Consider the following 24,358-nt stretch of genomic DNA (forward strand, 5'->3'; position numbering starts at 1 on the left):
GTGAGTGTTTCATTGCTGCTGGAGATGGCGGCATCGAGCAGTCCTGACCGGCTGGCCGTCGTGGCCGACGAGCGCCGAATCACCTGTCAGACCCTCAGCGACCTCGCCGACGCCGGGGCCGGGGTGATCACCCGCTCAGGCGCAAAGCACCTCGCGTACCTCGGTGCTGGTGGCCTGATGCTGCCCCTGCTGATTTTCTCGTCATCGCGTGCCGCGTTGCCGTTGACGCCGCTCAACTACCGGCTCTCCGCGCAGGGGCTCCAGGCGCTGATCGACCGTTTGGCCGATCCGCCGGTGGTCGTCGATCACGCGTACCGCGACGTGATTCGCGCCGGGACGCGAACGATCGATGCGACCGAGTTCGTGGCATCTGCATTGGCCGGGAAGCCGACAGCAGCCGAGTTCGCGGACCGGACGATGCCGCGATCGTGCTGTTCACCTCGGGTACGACGGCACAGCCGAAGGCGGTGAACTGACGCACCGCAACCTGACGAGCTACGTGATGGGCACGGTGGAGTTCGGTGCCGCCAACGACAGCGATGCTGCGCTGATCTGTGTACCGCCCTATCACATCGCCGGTGTCGGAGCGGTGCTGTCCAATCTGTACGCGGGCCGCAAGATGGTGTACCTGAACAACTTCGACGCACGCGATATGGGTGCGACTGGTCCGCGATGAGGCGATCACCACCGCCACCGTGGTACCGACCATGCTCGACCGCATCGTCAGCGTGATCGACAGTGAGGCGATCGCATTGCCCTCACTGCGCAACTTGGCATATGGGGGCTCCAGAATCGGGTTACCGCTGGTGCGACGAGCGCTCGACTTGCTACCCGACGTGGGATTCGTCAACGCCTACGGGCTGACCGAGACGAGTTCCACCATCGCCGTACTCACGCCCGACGACCACCGACTCGCGCACGGATCCGACGATCCTGCAGTTGCCCGCAGACTGGGATCGGTGAGCCGGCCAGTACCCGGCATAGAGGTTCAGATCCGAGACGCTGAAGGAGTTTCCCTCGGGCCCGGGGTAACCGGGGAATTATTCGTCCGGGGCGATCAGGTGTCGGGCCGTTACGCCGGGATCGGTTCGGTCCTCGACGACGCGGGTTGGTTTGCGACCAAGGACCTCGCGATGATCGACGGGGAGGGTTATCTGTTCATCCGTGGGCGCGCCGACGACACCATCATTCGTGGTGGGGAGAACATCGCTCCTGCCGAACTCGAAGACATCCTTGTCGAGCACCCCGACGTGCGCGAAGTGGCGGTCGTCGGCGTCGACGACCCGCAGTGGGGTCAGTCGATTGTCGCGGTTGTGGTGCGGGCGGCCGGTTGCTCACCGGATCCCGAGGATTTGCGCACCTATGTGCGCGACAGGCTGCGCGGCTCCCGGACGCCCGATCAAGTGGTGTTCTGCGACCAGCTGCCCACCAACGCGACCGGCAAGATCTTGCGCCGTGACATCGTGGCACAGCTGACCACCGCCGACCCACCCGACTGAAATGCCAGTCGGGTGAGGCGAATTGGCGGCACTAGAAGGGATCGAACGGTCTGCGAGGCTAGGCGCCGGCCGCCTCGAGCACGGGCGGTTTGGTCACGTCTGGATCCGGGTTGCGGATCGGCAGCCCCATGAACCTACGTGCGTTGTCGCCCATGAAGTCGTAGGTCCTTCGTCGATCCATGCCCTCGGCGTACTTGAAATACCCTTTGGGAGTCTCCAGCCCTTCGGGGTGCGGATAGTCGGAACCGAACAGGACCTTGTCCCAGCCAACCGTCTCGACGACGTCGGCCACCGAGCCCTCCCAGAACGGGCTGACCCAGACGTTGCGCCGGCACACCTCGAGGGGATGTTCCGGAAACGCTTGCGGCATCTTCTTATAGAGCTCAGACATGTCGTGGAACAGCGGCCGAATCCAAGCGCTGCGATTTTCAACGCTCGCGATCCGCAGCTTGGGGAAGCGGGTCAAGGTGCCATCGCAGATCAAGCTGGACAGCATGTCGGAGATCTCGCGGTGGCCCGGCACCAGCCACCGGAACGCGCTCATTTCCATAAAGTTGTTGGTTGAAGGCGGTTCCCACATGTTGATGTAGTCGGTCAGCGGCGGCTGGCTGGCGTGCAGCACAATCGGCAGACCGGCGGCCTCCACTTCCCGCCAGAATGGGTCGAACTCGGGCAATGCCGGCGACCGCCATCCCTTGAATCCGCGCACCGGTGCCGGTTTGATCAGCGCCACCTTCGCGCCGCATTCGAGGATGTACTCGAGTTCTTTCAGTGCCTCGTCGAGTATCCCGAGGTTGATGACTGGCGTCGAGTAGACACGATCTTCGGTGACATAGCCCCAATGTTCGAACATCCACTGGTTGAGAGCGTGAATCATTGCCGCCGTGAGTTCCGGGTCCTCGGCAGAGGAATGCTCAACCAGGTTGGCCAACGTGGGGTAATTCAAGCATTCACTGACGCCTTGCCGATCCAGTTCGCGGATTCGGTCGGCCGGATTTCGGGACGCCAACGGGGCATCGATGGCCGGACCCTGCATCTCGCGCAGCGTGAGACCCTCTGGGTTTTGTGCTGCGTAGAACTTCTCGTGGGAGCCCGGCGCCGCGACCCGCTCGAAGGTTGGGTTGGGGATGTATTCGGTGATCTTGCCCAAGATCGCGATGCGGGTGTGCCGTCCGACGTTGACGAACTGCACCGACCGCTGATACTGCTCCGGCAGGAACTTTGTCAGCGCCTCGGGTGTCTCGTACATGTGCTGGTCGGCGTCGAAAATTGGCGCCTCGTCGAATTGCGTCATCGCGCGGACCTCCTCGTCCTCCAGTGTGAACCGAGCTTCGCATCACCTGACACAAGTGTCAAGTCAAACCAACTAGATCGTCAAAAGCACATATCAATCCTGCTTATTGCTTGATGACATAACTGTCAGCTAACCTGGCCGAATGACTTCAACCGCCGGTCGCGACGGGAACCCGGAAGAGCTGGGGCGTGGTCAGCGGACGCGAGCTGCGATCCTGGAAGCCAGCAGGCAGTGCTTCCTGGAGCACGGTTACGCCGGGACGTCGATCAATGCCATTGCCGCGGCCAGCGGCGTCTCGAGGGCTAACTTCTATGTGTATTTCAAAGATAAGCACGAAGTCTTCAAAACGTTGGGGCGCTTGGCTTTTCATGACATTATCGGAGTGCTGAACCAATGGGCTGACACGCCCCGGCCGATCACCACGGACGCCGTGCGGGTTTGGGTCGAGAGCTATTTCGCCTATCTGGATCGCCACGGAGCCTTCGTCCTCGCAGCGGCCCACTTCGCTCCCAACGACAAAGCCTTTCAGCAATCCCGCGACCGCATGTTGACGCGCGCGGCATGGAAGCTCGGTCAAGCACTGGATTGCTCTGATGCATACTCGCCAGAGGTGATGGGAATGCTGATTATGGGATTGCTCGACCGCGCCTGGCATTCGGTGCAAACTCAGTCGGTGCGTGTCGACCGCGACGAGGTGGTGAGCGCGGTCGCCGACATCATCTTCGCCCACGTCGGGCAATCGAACGCCGGCGATCCGCAGCTGGTCACAAAGGTTCCGGCGTCGTGACAAGCGGGCCTTTTGGCGGCAAGGCCGTGATCACCGGTGCGGGCAAATCGCAAGTGGGTCGTCGATTGGGTCGCACCGGCTTGGATCTGACGCTTGAGGCCGTCGAGCGTGCGATTGCGCACGCGGGTCTCAGCGTCGACGATATCGACGGCGTGGCAAGCTATCCCGGCCCCGGCGCACCCGACATCGGTTTCTCCGGTGCAACCGTCACCGAAGTGCATAACGCTCTTGGGCTGCGTTGCCGGTGGTTCGTTTCGGCTATGGAGACGGCGGGGCGAATCGGCCCCGCCATCGAAGCATGCATGGCCGTGACATTGGGGCTGGCCACCCACGTCGTCGTCTACCGGTCGGTGTGGGAGTCCACCGCCGCACAGCAGGCCGGTGGAGGACGTGCGTCAGTTCTGTTAGGCGGCGGGCAGCTGCCCCCGCACCTGGAATGGGTCGCGCCGTTTGGGGCGCTGTCGGCCGTCAACTGGCTGGCCATGCCCGCGCAGCGTTACATGCACGATTTCGGGCTCACTCGCGAACAACTCGGTCAGATTGCGGTCAATGGGCGCCGCAACGCCGCGCTCAATCCCGACGCGATTTACCGCGATCCGATGACAATCGAGGATTATCTTGGCGCACGGATGATCTCGGAACCGTTGTGCCTCTAGGACTGCGATATCCCGTGCGATGGTGCGACCGCAGTGGTGATCTCCCGCCGTGGTGCGGTCGCCGGATTGCCACGACACCCCCTCACGGTGGAGTCGGTAGGTACTGGGATGTTCGAGCGGGCGACGTGGGATCAGCGCCGCGATCTCACCACGATGGCAGCGCACGATGCCGGCGCCACGCTGTGGGAGCGAACGACACTGGTTCCCGCCGACGTCGACATGGCGCAGGTTTACGACGGTTTCAGCTTTCTCACGGTGATGTGGCTGGAGGCCTTGGGTTTTGTGACCACGGCAGGTCGGTCCATTCATCGAAGGTGGAGAACGGATCAGTCTCACCGGCGACCTGCCCGTGAACACAAGCGGTGGGCAGCTGTCGGGCGGGGCGCCTGCACGGCATGGGATTTTTGCACGAGGCCTGCGTGCAAATGTGGGGCGAGGGCGGTGACCGACAGGTTGCCCAACCGCCCGAGGTGGTTGCCGTCGGTGTTGGCGGGGGTCCGGTGGCGGGAGCAATGCTACTGAGCGCCAGGTAGTTTCAGGAAGCCGGGGTGTCGCCGCCGACGGGCGAGGTGATGCTTGGCGACGCAGTGCACGACAACGCGCGGCGTTACCCCGATCGCATCGCATACCGGATGGGGAACCAAGCACTTACTCATGCCCAGCTGCGGGATCGGGCGATTGCGCTGGCGGACGTGCTGGCCGACTTGGGTGTGCGGTATCAGGACCGCATTGCCGTCATGGGGCGAAACAGTCTGGGGTTCGGCATCGTGCTGGCCGCCAGCCAGATCAGCGGAATCATCCTGGTTACCATCAGCTTCCGCTCGACGTCGAGCGAAGTGGCTGACGCGCTGGGACGCGTGTCTCCGGCAATCGTGTTCTGCGATCGGGAATTCGAGCCGATGATCACCGTGGCGGCGGCCCAAGCGGGGATTCGTCGAGTGATAACGCTTGACGAGCCCACCTTGGGATCATTGGGTGCCGCCGTCCCACATGTACCTGTCCGCAGGGTGCCGGCCGATGGCGTTGCGTGCCTGTTGTTCACGAGTGACACCACCGGTGCGGCCAAGTGCTGTATCCTGGGCCGCGGGGAGATGCAGGCCATTGCGCTGACTATGAACGCCGCGATGGGATCGGGTTGTGAGGACCGAGTGCTGATCAATATGCCGATGTTCCATATCGGCGCGATGGCGATCGTCGGCGGCGTGTACGCGCGCGGCGGGACGGTGATACTGCAGCGGCAGTTCGACACTGCGGAGGCCGTGCGGCTGATCCGTGCGGAGGAGGTGACGATCCTGCACATGGCGCCCACCATGCTCCAGTCGCTACTGGATGAGGCAAGCGACGACGATGAGCTCTCTTCGGTGCGCACCGTGGTCTACTCTGCCGCACCGATGGCCGTGTCAACGTTGCGGCGGGCCCTCGAAAAGATGCCCCGGGCCGGATTTTTGAACCTGTACGGGCAGACCAAGGCGATCGTGTCGGTATTGCCGCGCGAACTGCACAGCCTCGACCAGGACGCGGCCGCGACCTTACGATCGGTCGGGTTCCCGTTCCCCGGTGTGCAAGTCAAGATCGTCGACGAGTTCGGTTGCGCGGTTCCCGACGGGGTTGTGGGTGAGGTTGCGGTCAAGTCCGACATGATGTTTCGTGGTTATCTCAACGATCCCGACGCCACTCGGGCGACGCTGCGCGAGGGATGGTGCCACACCGGCGATATCGGGAGATTCGACCAGCGCGGTCTGCTCTACCTGGTCGACCGCAAGAAGGACGTGATAATCACCGGTGGCGAGAACGCGTCTTCGCCCGATGTCGAGGATGTCGTCAGCGGCGTCGACGGTGTCGCCGCGTGCGCGGTGGTCGGCGCCCCGGACCGCAGATGGGGTGAGACGGTATGCGCGGTCGTGGTGCTCGCCCTGGGGGCTACGGTCACATTGGAATCCCTCCGGCGCGCCGTGTGGTCACAACTGGCCGACTACAAAGTTCCACGACGACTCGAAATCGTGAATGCGCTACCGCAACTGGCAAATGGAAAGATCGACAAGAAACTGCTGCGCGTACAGGTTGCCCGTCAGGGCGTGCCGGGCTGACCATACACAGCGACGACCACCGAGCGGGTCAGGCTGTTGGCAGACCAAACGCCGGTCGCGGTGTTCGAGCAATCCTGCATGATTGCCCGCAGCGGTGGGTTCCACCACCACTGGTTGAGAATCTCGATACCGGTGATCGACAGTGCGGGGTTGATGGCGACGGTCTCGGCCACCTTGCCCACAAAGCCGGCCTGCTCGGCTCGGATCGAGGGCGTAGATCCGTCGGTCCCCAGGTCGCCGTCGAGCTGTGGATTGTTGAGGACGTCATCGGTATGTCTGCGTGCGGCCTCTTCGAGTCGTCCGTCGAGGCGCGGCTCGGTGGTGCAACCGTTCTGGCGTTGTGCGGTATAGATATTGGCGAATACGCTCTAATTGAGCAGCCGATTGGCGGCCTGCGCAACCGGCGCCGTCAGGGCCGTCGCCGCGACCAGCAATGCGCTGATCACCAGCGCGTATCGACCGGGAGCAGGCATGATCGCCCCTCGCCTTCCTTTATCTATAGGGTTATACAGTTTAGACATTAGGGCGTCGTCTTGTAAATCGTCGCGGGTGATCAGAGGTTGGTAATGACGGGGTCGCTGGTAAAGCAGACATACCGATCCGGCGAGATCGTCATGCCGCACAGCTTTCCGGTGGTGGTAAGCCTGCCGTGCGGTGACGTGGCCAGTACTACCTGCGCATGCGTGTAGAGCGCTTTGGTGGTGCACTGGCGGGGTCCGCCGTCCTGAGCGAGGCACACCGTCAGCGTGTTGGGGGTGAAGGCCCCGCTGCACGCGCCCGGTGTCAGCGTTGCGGTGACCGCCAGGGCTCCGCCGGGAATGACCGCCGGCTGGGCCGCCGAGACGGTGAATTGGCAGTTCTCCGCGCTTGCCGGCTCCGAACCAGGCTCAGCGGCTGCGGGATTGGCGCAGCAGACCGTGGCCGCTGCCACCGCGGCGGCGCGGCAGGCGATGCGTCGCAAGGTCATTTGCCGATGGTAGCCTAGAGACAGCTAAATGTTTAGAGAATTGGGTGGCCATGTGTTCTTGCGGCGCGGTTGACCGCCTTCGAGGGCCAAACACCTAACGGAAAAGCGTTAGCGAATGGCGCGAAAGCGCGCTAGCGTCGGCACAGCGGTCGGCGACCGCGGAGCGAGGACTATCTTGAAACGACAGGTGATGTGCGCCGAACACGAGGCGTTCCGTCATATCGTGCGCCAATTCATCGAACGCGAACTCGCCCCGAACGCTCAGCAATGGGAGGAGGCGCGACTGGTCGACAGATTGGCGTTTGTTGCTGCCGGAAAGTGTGGACTCGTCGGGTTCAACATCCCGGAAGAATTCGGCGGCGGCGGCGTCGAAGACTTCCGATTCAACGCCGTAATCGACGAGGAACTTGCCCGCTACGCGGGACCGGCGCCGTCCCTGAGTCTGCAAAACGACGTGGTGGGGCCCTATTTCACGTCGTTGGGCACCCCCGAGCAGAAGCAGCGGTGGTTACCGGGGATCGCTAGTGGTGAGTTGATTGTCGCGATCGCGATGACCGAACCCGATGCCGGCAGCGATCTCGCGGGTATCCGTACCTCGGCCGTACGCAATGGTGACAGCTGGATTGTCAATGGCGCCAAGACGTTTATCTCGTCCGGCTACAACTGTGATCTCGTGGTGGTGGTATGTCGCACCGACCCTGACGCTGGTCACAAGGGCTTCTCGCTGCTGGTCGTCGAGGCCGATATGCCGGGCTTCACCCGTGGCCGCAAGCTCGACAAGCTGGGTCTGCACTATCAGGACACCGCTGAGTTGATATTCGACAATGTTCGGGTGCCCGCGACAAATCTGTTGGGTCAACAGGGACGCGGGTTCTATCACCTGATGCACAACCTGCCCTCGGAGCGGCTTTCGATCGCCATTTCCGCGGTTGCGGGTGCCCGTGAAACATGGCGACAGACCCTGCAGTACGCCAAGGACCGGAAGGCTTTTGGGCAGGCGATAGGCAGCTTTCAGCACAACCGTTTTCTGCTCGCCGAGATGGACACCGAACTCGAGGTCGGTGAGCAATACATTGATCGCTGCCTGCAGGCAGTCGTCGCCGGCGAGTTGACCGCGGTTGAGGCGTCGAAGGCGAAGTGGTGGTGCACGGACGGGTCAGCCGGACTACGGGCCATCCAAAGCCGCGATGATTAACATGTCGATGGGTTTGTCAAAAGCATTGTCCGGGAACGGAGTCACGATCAACACCGTCACTCCCGGGATGATCATGACTGACGGCCTACGCGATTTCTTGCATACTTTCGCGCAACGGAGGGGAGGGGGCGATGACATCGATCGCGCGGCCGAATACGTGCTGCGCGGCGCCAACCAGACCGTCAATCGTATCGGCGAGGTCGACGACATCGCCTACGCCGTAACGATGCTCGCAAGTCCCATGTCCGGCTTTTTCAACGGCGTGAACCTGCACCTGGACGGTGGAGGCACCGGTTCCATCTACTGACCAGACATTGACGGACTGGTGCTCGCGCGCAAGAGGATGGCTCACTTCATGAAATACACTGTCGAATATCCCAGTGACGTACCGAATGCCAGTGCCGAGTTCCGGCAGCCCGAGACGCTGCGCGCGGTTGCGGTCGCCGCCGAGAGTCTCGGGTTCAACGCCATCGCGTTGAGCGAGCATCCGGCGCCGTCGGCCAAATGGCGAAAGTATGGCGGGCATGACACCTTCGATCCGGCGGTCGCATTGGCTTACTTCGCCGCTGTCACAACCCGAATCCGGTTGATGACCAACCTGTTTGTGCTGCCTTTTCGCAATCCGTACCTGACCGCGAAGTCCCTCACCTCTCTTGACCCGTGTCCGGTGGACGACTGATAGCCGGGGTGGGTGCTGGCTACCTTCGCTCGGAATTCGCCGCTTTGGGAGTCGATTTCGATGAGCGGGCCGGACTATTCGACGAGGCACTCGCGGCGCTGCGGGAGATCTGGCTGAATCCGACCCAGCCGGTCAAGAAATCAAACTTCGCGGCCGTCGGCGAGATGCATCTAGACGCGCCGGTTCAGAAGCCACATCCACCGTTGTGGATCGGTGGCAACAGCAACGCGACATTGCGGCGAGTGGTAGCCCATGGGGAGGGTTGGTGCCCTGTGCTCGGCGCCGAAAACGTGACATCGTCGGTGCGCACCGCCGCGATCGACGGCGTTGACGAATTCTCCCGCATCACCGACAGATTGCACTGAATGGTGGCGGCTGCGGGCCGCGACCCGAACGAGATCGCCATTCAGGTCGCCTTGCCCACGATCAACTTCGACGAGCCGCACGACGTTGCCTGGGTCGACGAGTACGTGGGCGGATGGCGCAAGGGGGAGCAACGTCGATCATCGCCCACGTCGATGCCTCGAGCGCCGCGGCCGCCGAACGCTACCTGACACAATTCGCGCACCACTTCGGTGTGTCCGGTTAGCACCGCGATGCCGCGGGAACGGATCAGCGTGGTCGACGCGGTAGCGAGGCGGCAAACGGCATCTCGGCTTCGATCTGCCGCCAGCGGCGATGAGCTTCCTCGGCCGAACAGTCCAACTGCTCAGGAAGCGCCGAACCGAGAATCACCGGGCCTAAGGTAACGACGAGAAGCATTGCGGCAACTGTACGTAACTGATCCGGGTGGTCGCCCAATCCATCCGGGGGGCCCTTGCGTAATTGCTCGACGGTTTGGTCCACGGCTTCGTTGAACCAGCGTTTGGCATTCGGGGTGGCTTCGATCAAAATCCGACGGATATACGCGGCGAGTTTGGGATTGCTGAACATCAGCTCGTCGAATGCCGCGACGTCGGGTCGCGCCGCGTCGCGGTCCACCGCGACGGCGGGCGTGTCGACCAATCGAGCCAGCACCCATGCGCGTACGTCGTCGGCGAGCTGGGCCTTGGTTTTGAAGTGATGCTGGACCAGGCCTACGGAAACCCCGGCGCGCTGGGCGATCTGGCTTATCGACGTCGCATCCAGACCCTGTTCACCGGCCAGATCGAGCGCGGCGGCGCGCACCCTGGCCTTGGTGGTCAGGTCGCTGTCGTCGAAGTTGGCCGGCGTCATGAGCGGATCTCATTTGGGTGCGGTACGGATGACGATCTTGCCGCTGTGGTCCATGGAGTCCAACAGGACCACGGCCTCGTGTAGTTCGTCAAATGCAAACTCGTGCTCAACACGGGGCCGCAACCATCCGTCGGCAATGCCCTGCCGAATGTAGGCCTTTGCCCGCTCGTCGCGGTCTGGTTGTTCCTCCAGCAACATCGCATAGCAGCGTATCGACAAATTCTTGTTCACTGAGGTAATGACGGGCAGTTCGGTCGGTTGGGGCGAGGTTGCCCCGTACAGGATGATAGTTGCGTGCGGTGCGGCCGCTTCGGCGAGCAGCCCGAAGCCGGGTCCGCCGACGGGGTCGAAGACGTAGTTGAACCCTGCCCCGCCGGTGATCTCCATGGCTCGCGCGACGAGATCCTCCTCGTCGGTCACGATCACGTCCAGCGCACTGGCGTCCCGGACCGCTCGCGCCTTACCCGGGGTCCGGGTAGCACCAATTGGCTTGGCCGCCGACGGCCAAACAGAGTTGGATGGCCGCATTTGCGATGCTGCTGGACGCGGCGGTGCACAGGACGAAATCGCCGGGTGCGATAGCTACGCTGTCGATGATCCCGCCGTAGGCGGTCATGTACGCGGCCCAGACCGCGGTTGCCTCGGTCACCCCCAACCCGTCCGGTGTCGGTGTCACCAGTCGCGCGGGCAGGGTCATGGCCTCGCCGTATCCGCCGTACCGGTTGACCTCCATCACCGGCAGCGTCGCCACCCGATTTCCCACTGCAAGGCCGGAAACGTCGTCGCCAATCGCCAGCATGCGACCCGCGGCCTCATACCCGATGCGCGAGGGGAACTCCGGCTTGATCGGATGCCAACCTTCACGGAAGAAGGTATCGGCACGATTGAGTGCGAACGCGTCGACCGCCATCGTCACTTCGCCGGGACCGGGCTCCGCGACGGTGACGGTCTCTACGTGCAATACCTCCGGACCGCCGTGCTCGTAGAAGCGAATTGCTTGCGCCTTCATGGTGATTCGGTCCCGGCGTAATCGAACAGCGCCGATAACGAGCGTCTCTCGACGCTCCCGTCCCGTTGGGCGTGCGCTTGGGACAGCGTGGTCATCAGTGGTTCGAAAGTGATGTTGAGATCGGTTACCTCGAGAAAGCCGCCGTTGAGATCGGTGGTGTCGAATAGGACCGTGCGCTCACCGAACGCGGTGGTGAGCTCCAAGGCCTTGGGGTATCCGGCTCGTTCGTAACGGGCAGTACCTTGTTCGTAGGTCTCGCGACGAACGACGTGGTGGAAGCTCGGTCCCCGCGCATCCAGTGCTTACGTGAATACCGAGCGGTCGCCGTCGAGCGGCCGGATCAGTTCTACCAGGACCCCACCGGAGAATCCGAAGGCGACCTCGATCAACAGGGGTGTTTGTTCGCCGCGATAGTAGTGACCGGTGTCAAACCGCATCTCGGCGCAGTAGAACGGGCCCGCACCCCAGAATGCCCCGAACTGCTCGATGCCGACATCGATATCGCGTAACACATGGGCGATTTCGACGACCGCCCCAGGTGGTTGCAACATTGCCAGGTCCTCAGAATGCGCTGCGGTGCGAGCCGCCGTCGACGTTAATGAATTCGCCGTTGATGTAGCCGCCCAACTCGGACGCCAAATACACGACCAGGCTGGCCTCTTCCTCGGGTCGGCCCACCCGGCCCGCCGGGATGTCGGCCTTTACTCCGCCGAGGACCTGCTCGGGGGTGACGTTGCGTTCGGTGGCAACCTTGTTGACGTATTCGTACATTCGCTCGGTTCCGATCCACTCGGTAGCGACGGTGTTCACCGTGATGCCATGCTTGGCAAGCTCATTGGCCAACGATTTGTTGAATCCGACCGCGGCGGCCCGGGTGGTGTTGGCCAGCATGTGGCGCAAACCGGCCGGCGGTTCCTTGGCCGCGCCGGAACCGACGTTGACGAGCCGTCCCCAGCCCTGCTCCTTCATGTGTGGAAGGCAAGCACGCACCATGTACACCAGGCTGATGGTCATACGTTGGAAAGCGTCGAAGAGGTTCTGATCGGTAAGGTCGTCGAAGTTGGCCGGCCCGGGACCGTGCACGTTCGAGACGGCGATGTCGGGCGGCCCGAAAGCTTCGGTCGTCGCGGCCACCGCGCGGCGTACATCATCTTCCAGCGTGAGATCCGCGGAGATCCCGATCGCCTTGCCTCCGTGCGACTCTATTGCCGCCACAGTGGCGTCGATAGCCTCCTGGCCGCGGGCCACCACGGTGACCTTGCAGCCTTCGGCCGCGAACATCTCGGCCGCCGCGCGGCCCACGCCGCGACTGCCACCCGACACCAGGGCGACTCTGCCAGCAATTCCTAGGTCCATGTCTTCCTCCGTTTACTGTATTGGCGCGCTGTCGATGTGCAGCGGCTTGATGGCCGGCGCGGCAGCGCCCATTGCGAATTGACCTGCACGCACTTTGTCGCGGTACAGGTTGAAAGACCATGCATCCTGCTCTTGGCCGTAGAACATTGTTCCCTGACCTTCCCACCGCATCGCCGTCACCCACGAGAACAGGTTGGGTCTGGCGTGAAACGGTGCTCCGTTGATTGCCTCTCCGGTGACGTCGAGGGGCTTACCCGTGTCGTCGGTGCCGCTGACGCAAACTATCTCAGGCCGCCCGCTGAAGTGACGGCGCAGGACCTCGCGTGTTGCGGTGAGTTTGCGTACCTGCCCGTCAACGAGCATGACGCCGCCGCCGCTCGCGTACTGCTCGTCCGAGGCTCCCGCACATATGATGTGCCAAGCCAATTCCGGTGACGCAACACCGAGCGTGGTGGTGGCGTATCCCATGCCGTCGCCGAGATCGGCGCGCGGTCCCCAGGATCGGTCCCGCCCCACATAGGAGTCGACCACAAAGCGATCGTCATCGATCTGCAGCCAGCCGCGTGCGTGTCCCAATTGGTCGTAGTGCCCCTTGCCCAAAAATCGAAGACCCTGGTTGAGCAGCTCGTAGGGCGGTGCGATGCCTGTCCACAGCACGTCGAACGACGTTTTCTGCCGCACCGATGGCGGCGAGTCGTACCGGAGCCGGTATTGGTGCAGCGGCTCAAGGCAATCGATGGTTACACCGTTGACGGATGCGACGTTCGGAAGCCTCCCGTCGGGCATCGGCAGTTGCTGCTGCCAGTCGTATAGCCGCATTTCGAACGCCGATGTGGCGAAGCCTTGCCAGACGGTGACGCCGCACGTCGCAATGCCCAGGTTGGTGCGCAACCACGGATAGACGATGCACGATAGGCCGGCCTCGGGAGCGTCGAAGTTGAAATAGTAAGTCTCCGACCATGAGTAGTCATCGGATGTCGGAGGGTGCAACGCGTCATCAGCGACGGTGATCATCGGCGATTCCGACAAATTTTCAGCTCGGGCACGGTGGCGACCTTGCCATCGGAAGTCGCATGTGTCAATACTAGGATATTGGAATCGATACGCTTGCATCGACCATCGACTTGTACTTTGGGTCCAGCCCACGAAAGGACCTCAATGACCAACAGCGTGGTTGGCGCCAGCGATGATCCGCTGCATGGAGTCAGTGACCCGCAATCGTTTTGGAGCACGTTGAACATCGGCGAGGCGATGCCCGGTGTGATGACCCCGCTGAGTTGGTCGGTATGGGGTGATCCAGCCGAATGCAGCATGCGCGAGCCACTCGTGTCCATGGGTGTGCTGCCCCGTCGCGATCGCGGCGTACCGGCGGATCCGACGCAGCGTGGGGTGAACATCTTCTTCGGCAGGGTCGCGGGACGGGTGGACTTCCTCACCGAAATGGGCGACGGGTTGCCGGGTACCAACGGCGGTCAACTCGCCGAACGCATTTATGGAATCGTGCCACCGAATTATCGGCCAAGCCGCCGTCGTCGCCGGTATCCACTCATCGCGGTTATGTCCGTCCATGCGTTTCTGACATTGCCGGCCAAACTGCGGGCCAACCAGCTCGAGACCGACCAATGGTGGCGCACCCGGATCGGCGCAGTGGCTACGATGAGCCTCGACGAGGCGATCGACCAACTCGCCGATGCCCGTGCCCGGTTCCGGCGCAGCGTCATCCTGGACGGCCAGGCGGTCGCGTGCGTCGTACAGCCCGCCTTCGAGGCCCTGTCCGCTCTGGTCAAGCGAGCCGGTGCGGGAGACGTCACCGACTTCATGAGCGGCTACGGGGAGCACGCGGAAACAGCGCTGGTGCAAGACATGTGGGCCGCCTCGCGCGGCAGGCTGTCCGTCGAACAAGTAGTCCGACGGCACGGGTCCCACGGTCCCAACGAAGGAGAGCTGTCCGGTCGGGTGTGGCGCGAAGACGACGCGCCACTGCACAGTGCCCTGAGCAGTTGGAAGAACATGGACGATGACAGCGATCCGCTCCTGGTCGAACAGCGCAAGCGAGATGAGCGCGTCACTCTGGAGAAGAAGCTCGTCGATGCCTGTCCTGGATGGCAGCGGCCGCTCGCGCATCTCGCATTGTGGATGGCAGCCAGGGGAATTCCGATGCGCGGCGTGGCCAAGGCTGCGTTCTTGCAATCTCTTGACATGGCAAGAGTTTCCGCACGCAAGATCGGCGCATGCTTGGCCGAGCGGGGAGTCATCGAAGAGCCCGACGACATTTTCTTACTGACAGTCAACGAAATTCCGCTGGCGCGCCAGGGAGATTGGACCGCGGTGATAGCCGAGCGCCGGCAACGGCAACAGGAATACGCCGCGCTGACGTTGCCGGAGACCTGGCAGGGGATGCCTGTCGCCTCGGTTGCATCTCAATCCGATTCCGAGGTGAGCGAACTGCACGGAGTCGGCGTCAGCGCCGGCGTCGTCGAAGGGACAGTTCGGGTCATCCTCGACCCCGCCGACCCCGACGCCGAGATCGAGCCGGGAGACATCCTCGTCACACGGATGACTGACCCGAGCTGGGCGTCGCTGATGTTCGTGTCGAAGGCGTTGGTGGTCGATATCGGTGGAACTTTCAACCATGCCGCAATCATCGCTCGCGAGTTAGGAATTCCCTGCGTGGTCAACACCAAGAACGGTTCTCGCACACTGCGCACGGGTGACTACTGCTGCGTCAACGGTAAGACCGGCGTCATCACGATCCTCGAGCGTGCCAAGTGACGAAGTCCCGCGATCGGTTAGCCGGTCGGAAAGGAGCGTGCACCCGATGAAATCGGATGCGTAGCAGATCTGGGATGTGCTGGTGCACTTTTGCTATCTGCTCGACTCCGGGCGCTTCTCCGAAGTTCCGGAGGCGATCTTTACCGAAGACGCCATCGATGACCACGGGTTTGGACCCGTGCAGGGCCGGGAGGCGCTGCGGGACATGCTCGTTGGTGCGTCGGCCGTCATGGAGGCGACGGTGCATTCGTTGAGCAATCACACGGTGACAGTGGACCGGGACGTGGCCAGGTCACGGTGCTATGTGACGGCGTGGCATTGGAGTCGCGCCTACCAGAGCCAGGGGCCGTCGCGCCCAGCGGATTTCGTGATGACCGGCGCGTATGTCGACGAACTCAAGCGCGTCGACGGTCGGTGGTACATCAGTCATCGTCGGTGCCACGCCCTGCGGCCCAAGGGCCTGTGCGTCGGCTCCGTAACCCCGGAGTTGGGCGTCATGACGGACCGCCTCGCCGAAGCAGGCATACCGGCGGACATCTTGCCGAGGTGACTCGGGGGGTTTTGCGGAAGCGGTTTAGTCGCAAGACCATTCGTCACATGTGTGGGACGCGTCAGATGTTGAATGCGACACCCAACAATCTGTCCTCAGCGGCACGCCATCGGGTGCGCAGTTCGTCGGGCCCGCAGTCAAGCGCGTGCTCGAGAAGAGGTTCCAACAGGGTTGGGCTCACGGCAAGCAGGCCGGCCATCGTCGCGACGACGGCAGCATCTTTCGAATTCGAGGTATCCGCGCCCGCATCACGTGGACGATCCCGGAGGGCATCGAAAGCCCAACTCAGGGACTGCGCGTATGCCTCCTCTAGCAGCTTGCGCCGCAAGTATGCGGCGATAACCGGGTTGCCGGCGAGAAACGCGTCGACCGTGGGCTGATCGGTGGCCCGCGGCCCGTCCGTCGACGCGGTGCTCGTTACCTCGGCGAGCTGCTCGGAAACCCACGCCTGCACATCGCCCAGCAAGCGCAGTTTGGACTTGAACTGATGCTGGACCATTCCCAACGATACGTTGGCTCGTTCCGCAACCGCTCGAAGCGTCGTACTGCGCTCACCACGTTCGGCCAACAACTCAAGGGCCGCCTGGCGTATGCGTGCCTTCGAAGACGTGTCGGGCGGCGCCGCGTCCTGATGAGCTCTGGTGTTCTGTTTCATCGCACGTAGCTTACTGCCGCGCGTGCCGCTTGACGGCCACCCGGCGGCCGTGGCCTAGTCCTATTCGTCGTTGGCAGAGGCACTTTCGCGGCGGCACCGGAAGATTCCACGAAATCCAGTCTTGCCACCCGACCTCACAATGTGGTTGTATTGCACTGTTCAATACAAGCATATCGTAGATTAACAGCGCGGGCGGTGAGGCTCAAGGGTACCGCGCAGCCTGGCCAACGGATCTTCGGCCGGTTCGGCCCGAGGTCGGACGCTGCCTTCGCCGCCGAAACCGTTGTCTTAGCGGAAGGTGAACGCCATTCACCCGTATCTCTGCCCGACGGAGACAAGTCGACGACCATGACCACCTCGAAGGCCTGGACTACTACATCCGGAGGTTCTGATTCCTTGTCGCCCTCGTCGACTTCGCGCCCCGGCATCGTGCTGCTGGACGGCTCTGCGGAATTCCCACCAGACATCTTGGGAAACAAGGGCTTCGGCATCAACGCGATGCGGCGTCTTGGGCTGAACGTGCCACCGGCCTTCTGCATTACCACGGACGTCGTTCATCGGTGGTCCGCCGATCCCGACTCGACTTTGGACGACATCTGGCCTCAGGTGCGCGAGGGCATTGCCTGGCTTCAAGGCGAGACTTCGCGGACGTTCGGGGCTGGGCCACGACCGCTGTTGGTAAGTGTGCGCAGCGGCGCTGCCGTATCGATGCCGGGAATGCTCGACACCATCCTGAACCTCGGTCTCAACGACCTTGTGGAAAGCGCGTTGGCAGAGGAGTTTTCACCGTCATTTGCCCCCGATACGGGTGACCGCTTTCGACAGCTCTATCGGCGTATCGTACTCAAAGACGAGGTGGCAGAGGTACCCGGCGATCCCGATGTCCAACTGCGTGGTGCAGTCGACGCGGTGCTGAGATCCTGGTCGTCGGATCGCGCAGTTGCCTACCGCCGTCATCATGGGCTCGACGATTTGGCCGGCACGGCCGTCGTCGTTCAAGCGATGGTGTTCGGCAACAAGGAGGTCGATTCCGGGACCGGAGTGCTCTTTTCCCGCGATCCACGCACGGGCGGCAAGACGCCGTTCGGAGAATGGCTGGGCGGTGGGCAGGGTGAGGACGTTGTGGCGGGGACCGCTGATGTCGAGCCGGTCGCCGCACTTGCCGAGCGTATGCCGAACGTATACAGCGAGCTGCTGCGCGCTGCCGACACCCTGGAGCGGGCGGCGTTGGATGTGCAGGACATCGAGTTCACCGTCGAAGACGGCAGGTTATGGCTGCTTCAGACGAGATCGGCCAAGCGGTCGCCTCAGGCGGCGGTACGCTGGGCCGTTGCTCTGCATCACGAAGGGCTGATCGATGAATCCGAGGCGCTACGCCGGGTAACGCCCGACCAGGTGCGCTCCCTACTGTCACCGGGCCTGCAACCTGAAACACGCTTTGCCGCCGAGCTTCTCGCGACCGGAGTGGCCGCGTCGCCGGGAGTGGCATCGGGGCGAGCATACGTCGACATCGACGAAGCCATCGATGCCGCGGAACGCGACGAAGACGTGATACTGGTGCGTGGCTCCACCTGCCCGAGCGATGTCCAGGGCATGTTTGCCGCGCGCGCTATCGTCACTGAGATTGGTGGTGCGACAAGCCATGCGGCGGTTGTCAGCCGCGAGTTGCCACGGCCGGCCGTGGTCGGATGCGGTGAGGGTACTCGCGAACTGCTCGCCGGGCGGCTGATCACCGTCGATGGAACCCATGGCGAGATCCGGGACGGCATCCTGGAATTGACGGTGTGGTCGGAAAGCGACTCGGCCGACCTAGAAGCGCTGCGTGAGATGGCTATTCGCCGTGCTCCGTTGCGCGCCCACCCGGCGGGCGACTATCCGGTCCTTCCGGCATTGACCGACGCCGCGATACTGGAGGCCATCGACGCGGGCGTCCGCGACGTCGTATCCGAATCTCCGTTGCTCACCATGCTGACCGCGATACATCTGACATCCACGACGGGTACTACGCGATGACTGATCTACCGATCTTGCAGGCCCTGCGGCTGAAGGGGCGCGCCGACCTCGAAACGCTCGCCGGGACCCTGAGGCAGGATTCCGCCGAAGTGGCCGCCGCAGTGGAAAGGCTGGGTGACGCCGGCTTGGTGGTCACCGGCAAGACGATGCGAATCACGCCGGAGGGCCGCGCCCGCCTGGAGGAATTGCTGACTTCCGAACTCGGCGGCGTGGACCAAGCTGCAATCAAACGAGCATATGACGAATTCCGGTCTGTCAACGCAGCTTTCAAGGAGTTGGTGTCCAATTGGCAGCTCAAGGACGGGTTGCCGAACGCACACGACGACTCGGCCTACGACGGCGCCATCCTCGAACGGCTCGAGGACGTGCACCGGCGCACTGTCGCGATCCTCGAGCCCGTATCGCTCGAACTGCCCCGGCTGTCGGGGTACTTGACGAAACTGTCCGACGCGCTGGTGAAGATCAGGGCTGGTGAAACGTCCTGGCTTACTCGGCCGGTCGTGGATTCGTACCACACTGTTTGGTTCGAGCTGCACGAGGAGCTGATTCGGGCCGCCGGGCTCACCCGGCAGGAGGAAGCCGAGGCCGGACACGCCTGAGCGGCATCGGCGGCTCCGCCGCGTCAACGTACGGAGGTGGATATGAAAGGCATGTCGGCGTTGTTGCGGGTGTTCTGTGCCTGTGCGCTTGCGATAGGTCTGGGTGCTGTGACGGTAGACGTGGTGGCCGCGGGAAAGGCCAGGGCGGTTGGATACGAATCTCTGATGGTGCATTCGGCCGCGATGAACCGTGATATCCCGGTGGCCTTTTTGGCCGGCGGTCCGCACGCGGTCTATCTACTGGATCCCTTCGATGCCGCCCCGGACGTCAGCAATTGGGTCACCGCGGGCAATGCAATGAACACCCTTGCCGGCAAAGGGATATCGGTGGTGGCGCCGGCCGGCGGCGCGTACAGCATGTACACCAACTGGGAGCAGGACGGCAGCAAGCAGTGGGACACCTTCCTGTCCAGCGAGCTGCCCGACTGGCTGGCCGCCAACAAGGGCCTGGCGCGCGGCGGCCACGCCGCGGTAGGTGCTGCCCAGGGCGGCTACGCCGCGATGGCACTGGCCGCCTTCCACCCCGATCGCTTCGAGTACGCCGGCTCGCTGTCCGGATTCGTCTATCCGTCAGAAACCACGCTGCACGGTGCGATTCTGGCCGGCCTGCAGCAATTCGGCGGCGTGGACGGCAACGGTATGTGGGGCGCCCCGCAGCTGGGCCGGTGGAAGTGGCACGACCCGTACGTGCACGCCCCGCTGCTGGCGCAGAACAACACCCGGATCTGGATGTGGGCCGCGAAGGGCGGCGGCGCGAGTGATGCCGCCGCCATGATCGGCTACGCCGATCAGGCGACGGGCAGCAATCTGCAGTTCTACCAACAGTATCGAGCCGTCGGCGGGGGCAATGGCCACTTCGACTTCCCGGCCGGCGGCGACAACGGCTGGGGCTCGTGGCCGGCACAGCTGGGCGCCATGTCGGGCGACGTCGCCGGCTCCATCCGGTAGGCGCGCCAGTCATCTGGCGGGTCATGATCGTGGCCATCTCGGCGCGCCGGTGTCGCCGCGTCGTGCGGTCGGAACCGGACCGTGTCCGGGGCACTCATCACGAGGTTCAGTGACGGGTCGAGACTTCCGCGAGGCCGTCCGATTCCGTTACGCGAATCCGGGGCATGTTGCCAGCACTCCGGCGCTTGGCCGGCCCTTCGCGCTGAGCCGTTGCGAGATGCTCTCCGTTGGATCGGGCAACACCTTCTCGCTCAGCAGCATGCCCCACTTGAACATGGAGCGGACGGCGCGGACAAAAAGCCGATTGGGCGGCTTGAGCTGCAGGATCTCGAATAGGTGATCCGGGTACATGGCGAGCACCATCGACTGGGCGAACTTGTGCAAGGGGGCCGGAAAATAACGTTCGGCAAATTGCTTACGGACCGCCGCGCATGCGACGACCGCGTCCATTGTATGCGGCCACTCACGCTTCTCAAATTCATACATATAGTCGAGCAGGCCCTGAAAGTCACTCGGCCAGCCGGTAAGTGGGGCTCCGGCTCCCGTTTTAAACAGCGGGACCATGTCGGTCCAGAACCGATATGCCGCGACCTGCAGGGCAGGAGAGTACCCGGGCAGGCCAACCATTTCACGAAACCGGTGGAACGCCGCCGCCTCGGACACAACCCGTATACGTAGTCGTCGTTTTGCGACATGTCGAATGGATATTCTTTGGCGTAGTGGGCGTGCAGCCTGTTGACCGCCCCTACCGACCGGCGCGTTGCGTCGGACGACACACTGTTTTCCCACCACGTCAAGATGTGCTTATTCGTGTCGAAAAAACGCTTGTCCTGACGCAATAGGATCTTTCCGTTTCCATCCCGCACTACCGTACGGCCACCGCGGTCAGTGGCGAAAAAAAAATGGGCAGAGATAAAGGCATAGAAGAAGTTCATTATGAACTCGTTGAGCCGGTAGGCATTGGCAAGTCGCCAGATTCGTTCGTAGTCTACATCGGGGTCCAGACGGTCGATCTCGCGGTCGATCCACTTGTGACGGGATACCCATTTCCTCAACTGCTTCACCGTTGTCGCCTCACATTCATTGCCGCGCGCCTAGAACTACTTCAGTCGATGCAAACATTGAGGGGTGACTGTGGCAATGTACTGGCCTCACAACAAATTTTGATGGAATTGTATCGCGTGCACACCCCACTTGCGGTGGCCGGAAAGTGCGGCTACAAAAGTAAACACATGCAATTGGTCGAAATCAGGAGGAGCGGCGCCAATGACCGAGACCGGAACGACGGGCGAGTGGGCACGATGGAGGCGGCGTCCCCAGCCGTGTTTGCCAAGTCGAGCATCTCCATCGGAGCCGCCGGCGATCTGATCAAGGCGGCCGACGCCGAGGCTCGGGCGCTGGGCGTACCGGTGGCCATCGCAGTCATGGATGAGTCCGGACTTCTCAAGGCATTCGCCCGACAAGACGGCGCTTCTGTGGTCGCAGGCGAGCTTGCTATCGACAAGGCGTACACGGCGGCCGCGATGGGCTTCGGAGTGTCCACGGCCCAGCTTGCGGAGGTGATCAGCGGTGATCGTCCCCTGGAACTGAACTTTTCGGGCCGCGGCCGACTCGCTTTCGTCGGCGGGGGCCATCCAGTCGTGATCGCGGGTGTGGTCATCGGAGCTGTCGGTGTCGCCGGCGGGCACTGCACACAGGACGCTCAGATTGCCAGCGCCGCCATCGAAGCGTTGACCTAGCATTACCTGGGCGAACCATGGGATCGACTGCGGCAACGAAGATTTGGGACCGACACGTCGTAGCAACGTTGAAGGGCCGTGATCTTCTCTACGTCGATCTTCACTTCACTCACGAGCTGAGCCCGCAGGCGTTTGATTCTCTGCGTAACCGTGGGCTGGTGGTCCGCCGTCCCCAGCAGACTCTTGCGGTGATGGACCACATCGTGCCCACGGTCAGCGGCTCGGAGCCCCTGGATTCCGCTGCGGCCGCACAGCTCGCTGCTCTGCGAGAGAACTGCGCTCGTCATCGCATCACCTTGTTCGGGATCGGATCCACTCGCCAAGGGATCGCCCACGTCGTGCGCCCAGAACTCGGGCTCAGTCGGCCCGGTATCACCATCGCATGCGGGGACAGTCACACGTCGACGCATGGTGCACTGGGCGCGCTCGCCCTGGGCATCGGCACTACGCAGGTCGAGCAAGTCCTGGCTACACAATGTCTGCTTCTCGCCCGCCCCCAGCAGATCGCGGTCATCTTCGATGGCGAGTCCGGAGCGGGTGTGACCGCCAAGGACATGGCCCTTGCGGTCGTCAGAGAGCTCGGAGTGGGTGGCGCGGCTGGACATGTTATTGAATACCGCGGTGCGGCCGTGCGCGGCTTATCCGTTGAGGGCCGCATGACATTGTGCAATCTTTCCGCCGAGACGGGTGCTCGCACCAGCATTATCAGTCCCGACCAGCGGACGTACGACTATTTGTGGGGCTTGGCTACGAGTCTCGCGGGGGGCGACTGGTTGGCGGCTGTCGACGATTGGTCGGCGCTGGCGACGGACGAGAATACGGTATTCGACCGTGAAATCCGGCTTGATGCCACAGCGGTCGAGCCGACCGTCACGTGGGGCACTACACCCGCGATGAGTGCTCCCGTGAATGGATGCGTGCCCAATGCGGCGGAGACGTCCGAACCGGCACAGACGCAAAAAGCACTGGCATATATGGGCCTCAAGGGCGGTGAGCGCATCGTCGACATCAGCGTCGACCGCGTGTTCATCGGATCCTGCGCTAATGCGCGGATTTCCGACCTGCGCGCAGCTGCGGCGGTACTGGGAGGGCGTCGCGTTGCTCCGAACGTCAGCGCGATGGTTGTTCCCGGATCGATGGCCGTCAAACGGCAGGCTGAGCGCGAAGGTCTCGCCGATGCTTTCCGCGACGCGGGATTTGACTGGCGCGCCCCGGGTTGCTCGATGTGTGTGGGCATGAATGCGGACCTGCTGGGGGCGGGCGAGCGGTGTGCGGCCACGTCGAACCGGAATTATGAAGGGCGTCAAGGTGCAGGCGGTAGAACGCATCTGGTGTCACCGGCGATGGCCGCGGCGGCAGCCATTGCCGGTCACTTCGTCGACGTCCGAAAGTGGCTCTGATGCGACCTATCCGCACAGTCCGTGGCCGGGTGCTGCCGCTCTACCAGCCAGATATCGACACCGACCAGATAATGCCTAAACAGTTCCTGGCGCGAACATCGAAGACCGGATACGGCAAACACGTGTTTCATGAATGGCGTCAGGATCCTCGATTCGTGTTCAACGACCGAAGATTCGCAGGCGCGAACATCCTTGTGACTACCACACCGGCGTGGAGCAGGTGCTGGTGTTCCTGCCCCAAGCCGCCTCGATCACCCAGACCGTATCTACCCCGTTCCCGAACCAGGCCGCGCTGGACCTCGGCTTGACGATCAACCAGCCGCCGCCCTGCCTGACCGGTTTCATTCCCGCCTCCGAGTGGCGGTCACCGGCCGATACCAGCCTGCAACCGCTGCCGTCGGGCACCTACTGCAAGATCCCGATGGACACCCCGGCCAACAGCGTGCGCGGCTCGCGCAACATCCCCTGCGTGGATGTCCCCGGCAAGCGGGCGGCCACGCCGCGCGAGTGCCGCGACCCCAGGCCGTATGTGCCCGCCGGGACCAACCCGTGGTTCGGTGACCCGAACCAGATTCTGACCTGCCCGGCGCCGGGAGCCCGCTGCGACCAGCCCGTGAAACCCGGCATGGTGATCCCCGCGCCATCTATCAACAACGGCATGAACCCGGCGCCGTCGGACCGCGTCGCCGAGTCGCCACCTCCGGTCAGCGACTCGCTACAGCGACCAGGTACCGGCACGGTGCAGTGCAACGGACAGCAGCCCAACCCGTGTGTCTACACGCCGATGGGACCCCCCTCGGCGGTATACAGTCCCCAAAGCGGTGAACTGGTAGGGCCCGACGGCGTCAAATACTCCGTCGAAAACTCGACCAAAACAGGAGACGACGGATGGAAGGAGATGCTGGCACCAGCCGGCTGAACCCACCACCGATGTCGAT

The 24,358-nt window shown here is 63.0% G+C and carries 25 protein-coding genes and 4 pseudogenes; 17 read left to right on the forward strand and 12 right to left on the reverse strand.

Features of this window, described 5'->3' with window-relative positions; all coding sequences use genetic code 11:
* Window positions 1-1,499, forward strand: a pseudogene (locus T428_RS27670) (class I adenylate-forming enzyme family protein).
* 58 nt (window positions 1,500-1,557) lie between these two features.
* Here the strand turns inward: T428_RS27670 and T428_RS0112440 are convergent.
* A complete protein-coding gene (locus tag T428_RS0112440; RefSeq protein ID WP_025736732.1) occupies window positions 1,558-2,793 on the reverse strand; it encodes an amidohydrolase family protein in 1,236 nt (411 codons plus the stop codon).
* A 142-nt stretch (window positions 2,794-2,935) separates the two neighbouring features.
* Between T428_RS0112440 and T428_RS0112445 the strand changes: the two genes are divergently transcribed.
* The 3 genes and pseudogenes from T428_RS0112445 to T428_RS0112455 all read left to right on the forward strand — a co-directional run bounded on the left by T428_RS0112445 (window position 2,936) and on the right by T428_RS0112455 (window position 6,323).
* Window positions 2,936-3,580 carry a TetR/AcrR family transcriptional regulator gene (locus tag T428_RS0112445; protein ID WP_025736733.1) on the forward strand — a complete coding sequence of 215 codons (645 nt, stop codon included), beginning with the start codon at window positions 2,936-2,938 and terminating at the stop codon, window positions 3,578-3,580.
* Window positions 3,577-4,769: pseudogene (locus T428_RS27675) on the forward strand (thiolase family protein). Before T428_RS0112445 ends, T428_RS27675 begins: the two are co-directional and overlap by 4 nt.
* 15 nt (window positions 4,770-4,784) lie before the next feature.
* A complete protein-coding gene (locus tag T428_RS0112455) occupies window positions 4,785-6,323 on the forward strand; it encodes an AMP-binding protein (RefSeq protein ID WP_025736734.1) in 1,539 nt (512 codons plus the stop codon).
* Here T428_RS0112455 and T428_RS27680 read toward each other — a convergent pair.
* Both T428_RS27680 and T428_RS0112465 read right to left on the reverse strand, forming a co-directional pair.
* Window positions 6,305-6,676, reverse strand: coding sequence for a CAP domain-containing protein (locus T428_RS27680; RefSeq protein ID WP_245604889.1), 372 nt, complete (start codon window positions 6,674-6,676; stop codon window positions 6,305-6,307). The genes T428_RS0112455 and T428_RS27680 overlap by 19 nt on opposite strands.
* Window positions 6,677-6,876: 200 nt before the next feature.
* On the reverse strand, window positions 6,877-7,290 hold the full coding sequence (locus tag T428_RS0112465) for a hypothetical protein (protein WP_025736735.1): 414 nt from the start codon (window positions 7,288-7,290) through the stop codon (window positions 6,877-6,879).
* Between the two features lie 175 nt (window positions 7,291-7,465).
* Here T428_RS0112465 and T428_RS0112470 point away from each other — a divergent pair.
* The 5 genes and pseudogenes from T428_RS0112470 to T428_RS34505 all read left to right on the forward strand — a co-directional run.
* Window positions 7,466-8,443: pseudogene (locus T428_RS0112470) on the forward strand (acyl-CoA dehydrogenase family protein); the annotation flags it as partial.
* 43 nt (window positions 8,444-8,486) lie between these two features.
* On the forward strand, window positions 8,487-8,792 hold the full coding sequence (locus tag T428_RS0112475; protein ID WP_051465218.1) for an SDR family oxidoreductase: 306 nt from the start codon (window positions 8,487-8,489) through the stop codon (window positions 8,790-8,792).
* 18 nt (window positions 8,793-8,810) lie between these two features.
* Window positions 8,811-9,164, forward strand: coding sequence for an LLM class flavin-dependent oxidoreductase (locus T428_RS35425; RefSeq protein ID WP_281173782.1), 354 nt, complete (start codon window positions 8,811-8,813; stop codon window positions 9,162-9,164).
* An 8-nt stretch (window positions 9,165-9,172) separates the two neighbouring features.
* On the forward strand, window positions 9,173-9,529 hold the full coding sequence (locus T428_RS35430) for an LLM class flavin-dependent oxidoreductase (RefSeq protein WP_281173783.1): 357 nt from the start codon (window positions 9,173-9,175) through the stop codon (window positions 9,527-9,529).
* Window positions 9,530-9,718, forward strand: coding sequence for a hypothetical protein (locus T428_RS34505; protein ID WP_025736740.1), 189 nt, complete (start codon window positions 9,530-9,532; stop codon window positions 9,716-9,718).
* A 58-nt stretch (window positions 9,719-9,776) separates the two neighbouring features.
* Here the strand turns inward: T428_RS34505 and T428_RS31170 are convergent, their stop codons facing one another.
* The 7 genes from T428_RS31170 to T428_RS0112525 form a co-directional block, all read right to left on the reverse strand.
* A complete protein-coding gene (locus tag T428_RS31170; RefSeq protein ID WP_169733653.1) occupies window positions 9,777-10,331 on the reverse strand; it encodes a TetR/AcrR family transcriptional regulator in 555 nt (184 codons plus the stop codon).
* Between the two features lie 57 nt (window positions 10,332-10,388).
* The gene (locus T428_RS31175) at window positions 10,389-10,907 is read right to left on the reverse strand and encodes a zinc-binding dehydrogenase (protein WP_084298720.1); all 519 of its coding nucleotides are present in this window, start codon (window positions 10,905-10,907) and stop codon (window positions 10,389-10,391) included.
* On the reverse strand, window positions 10,840-11,388 hold the full coding sequence (locus tag T428_RS31180) for an alcohol dehydrogenase catalytic domain-containing protein (RefSeq protein ID WP_051465220.1): 549 nt from the start codon (window positions 11,386-11,388) through the stop codon (window positions 10,840-10,842). Before T428_RS31180 ends, T428_RS31175 begins: the two co-directional genes overlap by 68 nt.
* Complete coding sequence (locus tag T428_RS0112505; RefSeq protein ID WP_025736742.1) at window positions 11,385-11,591, reverse strand: hypothetical protein; 207 nt, start codon at window positions 11,589-11,591, stop codon at window positions 11,385-11,387. Before T428_RS0112505 ends, T428_RS31180 begins: the two co-directional genes overlap by 4 nt.
* A gap of 99 nt (window positions 11,592-11,690) precedes the next feature.
* The gene (locus tag T428_RS31185) at window positions 11,691-11,939 is read right to left on the reverse strand and encodes a hypothetical protein (protein WP_156942940.1); all 249 of its coding nucleotides are present in this window, start codon (window positions 11,937-11,939) and stop codon (window positions 11,691-11,693) included.
* 10 nt (window positions 11,940-11,949) lie between these two features.
* Window positions 11,950-12,711 (reverse strand): SDR family oxidoreductase, encoded by a 762-nt coding sequence (locus T428_RS0112520; RefSeq protein ID WP_211243942.1) that lies wholly within the window; start codon window positions 12,709-12,711, stop codon window positions 11,950-11,952.
* A gap of 45 nt (window positions 12,712-12,756) precedes the next feature.
* A complete protein-coding gene (locus tag T428_RS0112525) occupies window positions 12,757-13,758 on the reverse strand; it encodes a hypothetical protein (protein ID WP_025736745.1) in 1,002 nt (333 codons plus the stop codon).
* Between the two features lie 144 nt (window positions 13,759-13,902).
* Here T428_RS0112525 and T428_RS0112530 point away from each other — a divergent pair, with 144 nt between their 5' ends.
* Together T428_RS0112530 and T428_RS0112535 are read left to right on the forward strand one after the other, a co-directional pair.
* Window positions 13,903-15,516 carry a PEP-utilizing enzyme gene (locus T428_RS0112530; RefSeq protein WP_025736746.1) on the forward strand — a complete coding sequence of 538 codons (1,614 nt, stop codon included), beginning with the start codon at window positions 13,903-13,905 and terminating at the stop codon, window positions 15,514-15,516.
* A 76-nt stretch (window positions 15,517-15,592) separates the two neighbouring features.
* Complete coding sequence (locus tag T428_RS0112535) at window positions 15,593-16,066, forward strand: nuclear transport factor 2 family protein (protein ID WP_025736747.1); 474 nt, start codon at window positions 15,593-15,595, stop codon at window positions 16,064-16,066.
* A gap of 61 nt (window positions 16,067-16,127) precedes the next feature.
* Here the strand turns inward: T428_RS0112535 and T428_RS0112540 are convergent, their stop codons facing one another.
* Window positions 16,128-16,721 carry a TetR/AcrR family transcriptional regulator gene (locus T428_RS0112540; RefSeq protein ID WP_084298722.1) on the reverse strand — a complete coding sequence of 198 codons (594 nt, stop codon included), beginning with the start codon at window positions 16,719-16,721 and terminating at the stop codon, window positions 16,128-16,130.
* 426 nt (window positions 16,722-17,147) lie between these two features.
* Here T428_RS0112540 and T428_RS0112545 point away from each other — a divergent pair, with 426 nt between their 5' ends.
* The 3 genes from T428_RS0112545 to T428_RS0112555 are packed head-to-tail and all read left to right on the forward strand — an operon-like array spanning window position 17,148 to window position 20,281.
* Entirely contained in the window at window positions 17,148-18,734 is a 1,587-nt protein-coding gene (locus T428_RS0112545) for a pyruvate, phosphate dikinase (RefSeq protein ID WP_025736749.1), read from the forward strand.
* Window positions 18,731-19,333, forward strand: coding sequence for a hypothetical protein (locus T428_RS0112550; RefSeq protein ID WP_025736750.1), 603 nt, complete (start codon window positions 18,731-18,733; stop codon window positions 19,331-19,333). Before T428_RS0112545 ends, T428_RS0112550 begins: the two co-directional genes overlap by 4 nt.
* A 42-nt stretch (window positions 19,334-19,375) precedes the next feature.
* Window positions 19,376-20,281: an esterase family protein gene (locus T428_RS0112555; protein WP_025736751.1), complete on the forward strand. Its 906-nt coding sequence runs from the start codon at window positions 19,376-19,378 to the stop codon at window positions 20,279-20,281.
* Between the two features lie 147 nt (window positions 20,282-20,428).
* Here the strand turns inward: T428_RS0112555 and T428_RS0112560 are convergent, their stop codons facing one another.
* Window positions 20,429-20,944, reverse strand: a complete 516-nt coding sequence (locus tag T428_RS0112560) for a hypothetical protein (RefSeq protein ID WP_025736752.1) — start codon at window positions 20,942-20,944, stop codon at window positions 20,429-20,431.
* Between the two features lie 239 nt (window positions 20,945-21,183).
* Between T428_RS0112560 and T428_RS31990 the strand changes: the two genes are divergently transcribed.
* The 3 genes and pseudogenes from T428_RS31990 to T428_RS0112575 form a co-directional block, all read left to right on the forward strand.
* Window positions 21,184-22,020 carry a GlcG/HbpS family heme-binding protein gene (locus tag T428_RS31990; protein ID WP_084298724.1) on the forward strand — a complete coding sequence of 279 codons (837 nt, stop codon included), beginning with the start codon at window positions 21,184-21,186 and terminating at the stop codon, window positions 22,018-22,020.
* Between the two features lie 17 nt (window positions 22,021-22,037).
* Complete coding sequence (leuC, locus tag T428_RS0112570; RefSeq protein WP_025736754.1) at window positions 22,038-23,420, forward strand: 3-isopropylmalate dehydratase large subunit; 1,383 nt, start codon at window positions 22,038-22,040, stop codon at window positions 23,418-23,420.
* A 199-nt stretch (window positions 23,421-23,619) separates the two neighbouring features.
* Window positions 23,620-24,339, forward strand: a pseudogene (locus T428_RS0112575) (MCE family protein); the annotation flags it as partial.
* Window positions 24,340-24,358 lie beyond the last annotated feature (19 nt).

It is taken from the genome of Mycobacterium genavense ATCC 51234, from assembly GCF_000526915.1.
GTDB classification, from domain to species: Bacteria; Actinomycetota; Actinomycetes; order Mycobacteriales; family Mycobacteriaceae; genus Mycobacterium; species Mycobacterium genavense.